The following is a 4,826-nucleotide window of genomic DNA, read 5'->3' as shown; positions in this document are numbered from 1 at the left end:
GTATTTAAAATTAAGAAGTTAGAGGTTGTGTATGAATAATATCCCTACCCTGTGGCTTATTGCACCCTTAGGTGCTGTTCTGGCTTTAATTTTTGCAGCAATTTTCTTTCGGCAGGTAAAAAACCAAGACCCCGGTAATGCTAAAATGCAGGAAATTGCAGGTTATGTTCGGGAAGGTGCTTTTGCCTATTTAAAGCAACAATATAAAGGCGTAGGCATTTTCTTTATTATTGCTTTCATTGTTTTTCAAATAATGGCTTGGGGTTTGGGTGTTTTGCACTGGTTAATCCCTTGGGCTTTTTTAACCGGTGGTTTTTTCAGTGGTTTAGCTGGCTATATCGGGATGAATATGGCTACCCTTGCTTCCAATAGAACTACTCAGGCCTGTACTAAAGGGCTGAATAAAGGTCTGCGCATTGCCTTCAGAGCGGGTAGTGTAATGGGATTAACAGTAGTTGGTTTAGCTTTAATTGATATTTCTGCCTGGTTTTTTATCCTCAATCTGTTAAAATTCCCTCTGCATCAAATCACCGTTATAATGCTTTCTTTTGGAATGGGTGCTTCTACCCAGGCACTCTTTGCCCGGTTAGGGGGAGGTATTTTTACTAAAGCTGCCGATGTAGGTGCCGACCTTGTTGGCAAAGTAGAAGCAAATATTCCGGAAGATGACCCTCGTAATCCAGCTACCATTGCCGATAATGTTGGTGATAATGTTGGCGATGTTGCAGGTATGGGAGCCGATTTATATGAAAGTTATGCCGGTTCAATTTTAGCAACCGCTGCTTTAGGAATGAGCGCTGTTACAATGTTAGGTGCCGAATATGCGAATATGGCAGTAAATTTTGTTGTAGCACCAATGATTTTAGCCGGTTTGGGAATTCTCCTTTCCATTATAGGTATTTTTACTGTCAGCACCAAAGAAAATGCCGGACCAAAAGAACTGATGTTTGCCTTAAATAAAAGTGTCTATTCCAGTTCTATCTTAATTGCTATATGTGCTTTTTTTGTAACTAAAGCTTTGCTTCCACCTGATTATTATTTCGGGGTATTTATTTCTACCGTAATTGGATTAGCAGCCGGTATATTGATAGGTCTTTTTACTGAGCTATTCACCTCTCATAGTTACAAGCCGACTCAGGAAATAGCTAATCAGGCAGAATATGGTCCGGCAACCGTTATTCTGGAAGGGATGTCTGTAGGAATGCGTTCTACAGCAGCTCCTGTTTTAATAATTGTAATCGGCATTTTATCTGCCTTTATTTGCAGTCACGGTTTCTCCTCAATAGAAATGGGCTTATACGGAATCGGTTTTGGCGCTGTGGGAATGCTGGCAACTTTAGGTGTAACTTTAGCAATGGATGCTTTTGGGCCTATAGCTGATAATGCGGGTGGCAATGCTCAAATGTGTAATTTGCCTGAAGATGTTAGATTGATGACCGATAATCTTGATTCCGTGGGTAATACCACTGCTGCTACAGGAAAAGGTTTTGCCATCGGAAGTGCTGCCTTAACTGCTATGGCTTTACTTGCTGCCTATCTGGAAGAAGTTCGCGGAGCTTTACAATTAGTAGGAACTAAAGCAGGGAAAGCTGTCTTTTTGCATACTAACTATAATACAAAATTCACCGAAAATATTCCTTTGGCGAAGGCATCAATTGCAGATTTTATTCAATTCTTCCAAATTCATATCCTCAATCCCAAGTTTTTGCTGGGTGTTTTCATTGGAGCTATGGTTGCCTTTGTATTTTCGTCCCTCACTATTAAAGCTGTAGGACGGGCTGCCGGGGAAATGGTAAAAGAAGTGCGCCGTCAGTTTAGAGAAATTCCCGGGATTATGGAAGGAACAGGAAAACCTGAATATGCCAAATGCATTAAAATTTCCACTCAGGCAGCTCAGAAAGAAATGCTGATGCCTGCTTTAGTAGGGCTTTTATCCCCTATTTTTACGGGCTTAATTTTTGGGGTTCCCGGGGTTTTGGGAATTCTTACCGGAGCTCTTTCCACCGGTTTTGTTTTAGCTGTGATGATGAATAATGCAGGTGGCGCCTGGGATAATGCCAAAAAGTATATAGAAACCGAAAAGAAAGCTAAAGGCACTGAAATTCATAAAGCCAGTATCGTTGGTGATACAGTTGGTGACCCATTTAAAGATACAGCTGGTCCTTGCATTAACATTCTGGTGAAACTGATGAGTATGATTTCCATCGTCTTTTCCGGCTTGATTGTAACCTACTCTATTAGCGTGGAAAAGATAAATCCTCCTTTCACTAAAGCTCATTTAAATAAAAAGACGGAAAATAGGATTTTAATGGTGGAGAAAGATTCCTTAAATGTATCTGAAAATTATCCTGCTACTTCCCCTGCAACTACATTAGAAAAGTAAATTATAAACAGAATACCCTTGTACCGGCGGGGATGTGTACCGGCGGGGATGTACCGGCGGACGCCGTTCCGCCGTTTTTTTTCTCTCACAGATTACTCGGATAACACAGATTTTTGAAACAAGGATTTAAGGATTTTAGGATTTAGAGGATTTAATAGCTCTGGGATGAACAGGATTGAAGGGATTTTACAGTATTGAATAAGTATTAGATAATTTGTGTTGAAGGAAAACATCGTTTCTCCGCATCTGTTTAACTGGAACTTATCGTATTAAAGTTCTTTATTTAAACGGAAATGATAATATTATATCGCCCCATCCAGGTTGCCTGAAAATCCCTTCTTGCCTTCTTTTACAGTTACTTTCATTATAACCTCCTACTCACTTAGCTTCATATTATTTCCTTGCTTCAAACTGTCAATCAATCCTTTATCATACCTTAATCACTCCTTAATTATTAACGCTTGATTAACGCTTGATGAATGAGTAATACACGAGCTGAACTGAGAGACAATATGGCTTTTTCTTCCGGAAAAACGATGTCCTCGTCGTTTAGTGGTAACTCTGGTGTTTCGTTACCGTTTGCCTTTCAGTAAGGAAATAAAGCGTGAGAGGTGGGTTGACCAGGAGGTCAACCTTCCGTTAAGGAAACAAATCGTGAGAGGTGGGTTGACCAGGAGGTCACCATTGCAAACTACGGCATCCTTAGTTATAAAAGTTACCTCAGACCTATTAAATCCTCGTTTCTAAAATAAAGACGGCGGAACAGCGTCCGCCGGTACACAACTTCGGCGGAACGGCGTCCGCCGGTACAAAGAGCAGCGTTCGCCGGTACACAAGTCATCTAAAACCTTTTATAAATCTATCCTCTAAATCCTTAAATCCTTAAATCCTGTTCATCCCAGGCCTATTAAATCCTCTAAATCCTAAAATCCTTAAATCCTTGTTTCTAAAATCCCTGTCCTGAAATCCCTGTCCTGAAATCCTTGCCCTGAAATCCTTGCCCTGAAATCCTAATTCTACAACAAGTTCTCTATATTCTTCAAAGGTCTATGTGCCGTAGCCGGTGTAATTCCTTCCAAGGTAACATAGCCCATAACAGGACTTCCGATAGGATTTCGCTTTTCATCTTCGCGATAGAACTCCACAGGAATACGAATTGGTTTCCCGTCAATTTCTGCTAACTCTTTACCTTCTGCATCTTGTTCAAACAAGGGAGCATAAAACCAACCCATACCAATGGCAGCAGTTCCTTTTTCCTCATTTACATTTTTTCGCTTGGAACCAATTGCCAAACGCATTTCCAGCGAAACATTCGGGGAATTTATACTGCTGGTAACAGTTCCCAGGCGTTTACCTTCTTTATAAATACCCCGATTGGTTACAATACCTTCGGAAACAAATATATAGAGACGCTTTTGCATTCCTTCCGCTATCTCTTTAGCTAATGCTTCTTTGCCCACAAAGTATTCTTTGTTCATATCCACTGCTGTCTCAAAAAGAGGAGCGTTTACAGGTGTATGATAAGGGTCATATTCCTGCCCCATCAACGGTAAACCGAACGGTCCTGCAGAAATTCTGTTTTCATCCCTGCCTCCTAAACCAACTAAGAGTCCTCCAAGTTCCAGTGCTTTGGATATGATTATTCGGGCATCTTCTTCAGCAAAAGCTACTGGAATATAAAGTTCCCAACCCCATCTATTAGTATATCCGGTTCTGGATAAATAGTAATGCTGCCCATTGCGTTCAAACTGGTTAAAAGTAAAGAAATTCATATTCTTTTCGGGATTATACCTGTTTTTTAACACATTTTCGCCATAGACCTCTTTGAGCAATTTAAAGGAAAGCAGACCCTGGATGTCTATTTTTACAAGGGTATCGGAAATGTCTTTTGCCCAAACCTCTTCCCCATCTTTTTTACAAGCCATAATTCTATCTATATCAGCAATATATTGTTTCTCAACTCCTTCAATCTCAATAGTATCCGTAATATCATGACCCGCATTGATAACCAGAATAAAACTTGTCTCGGAAACTCTCATCAGAATCATATCATCTTGCACTCCACCGTGTTCATTTAAAAGTAAAGTATATTTACACTGCCCCACTTTCATTTCGGTAAAGTTACCAGTTAAAGCTCTATTCAAAAGAGTTACTACATCGGCTCCATAAAAAAGTAATTGTGCCATGTGGTCAATATTATAAACGGCTACTTTATTGATTGCAGATGCTTCTTCCAATACAGAAGTTAGATAATTTACTGCCATAGAATACTGACCGAAATTACTGCGCTTGATGCTTTGCATCGGAATGTTACGAAGTTTTGATAATAGAGGAAGATACCATTCTTCTTCCAATTTGTATAGGGCTGTTTTACGCTCCTGCAAGGGAAACTTAAAACCTAAGCTGTCCATCATTAAACTCCTTATGTTAATTCTTTTTTAAG

2 protein-coding genes are annotated in these 4,826 nt (G+C 40.0%); one reads left to right on the top strand and one right to left on the bottom strand.

What is annotated here, in order from left to right:
- Positions 1 to 31: 31 nt before the first annotated feature.
- On the top strand, positions 32 to 2,383 hold the full coding sequence (locus PLE33_09045; GenBank protein HPS61387.1) for a sodium-translocating pyrophosphatase: 2,352 nt from the start codon (positions 32 to 34) through the stop codon (positions 2,381 to 2,383).
- 1,016 nt (positions 2,384 to 3,399) lie between these two features.
- Here the strand turns inward: PLE33_09045 and PLE33_09040 are convergent.
- Complete coding sequence (locus PLE33_09040) at positions 3,400 to 4,797, bottom strand: aminomethyl transferase family protein (protein ID HPS61386.1); 1,398 nt, start codon at positions 4,795 to 4,797, stop codon at positions 3,400 to 3,402.
- Between the last annotated feature and the right edge of the window lie 29 nt (positions 4,798 to 4,826).

The organism is Candidatus Cloacimonas sp., assembly GCA_035403355.1.
GTDB lineage: Bacteria > Cloacimonadota > Cloacimonadia > Cloacimonadales > Cloacimonadaceae > Cloacimonas.
The sequence above is the reverse complement of the archived record's forward strand: the minus strand, read 5'-3'. Positions and strand labels throughout refer to the sequence as shown.

Excerpts from the sequence above, each read along its gene's own strand:
- PLE33_09045 (HPS61387.1), top strand. The coding sequence starts at position 32 with ATGAATAATATCCCTACCCTGTGGCTTATTGCACCCTTAGGTGCTGTT.
- PLE33_09040 (HPS61386.1), bottom strand. The coding sequence starts at position 4,797 with ATGATGGACAGCTTAGGTTTTAAGTTTCCCTTGCAGGAGCGTAAAACA.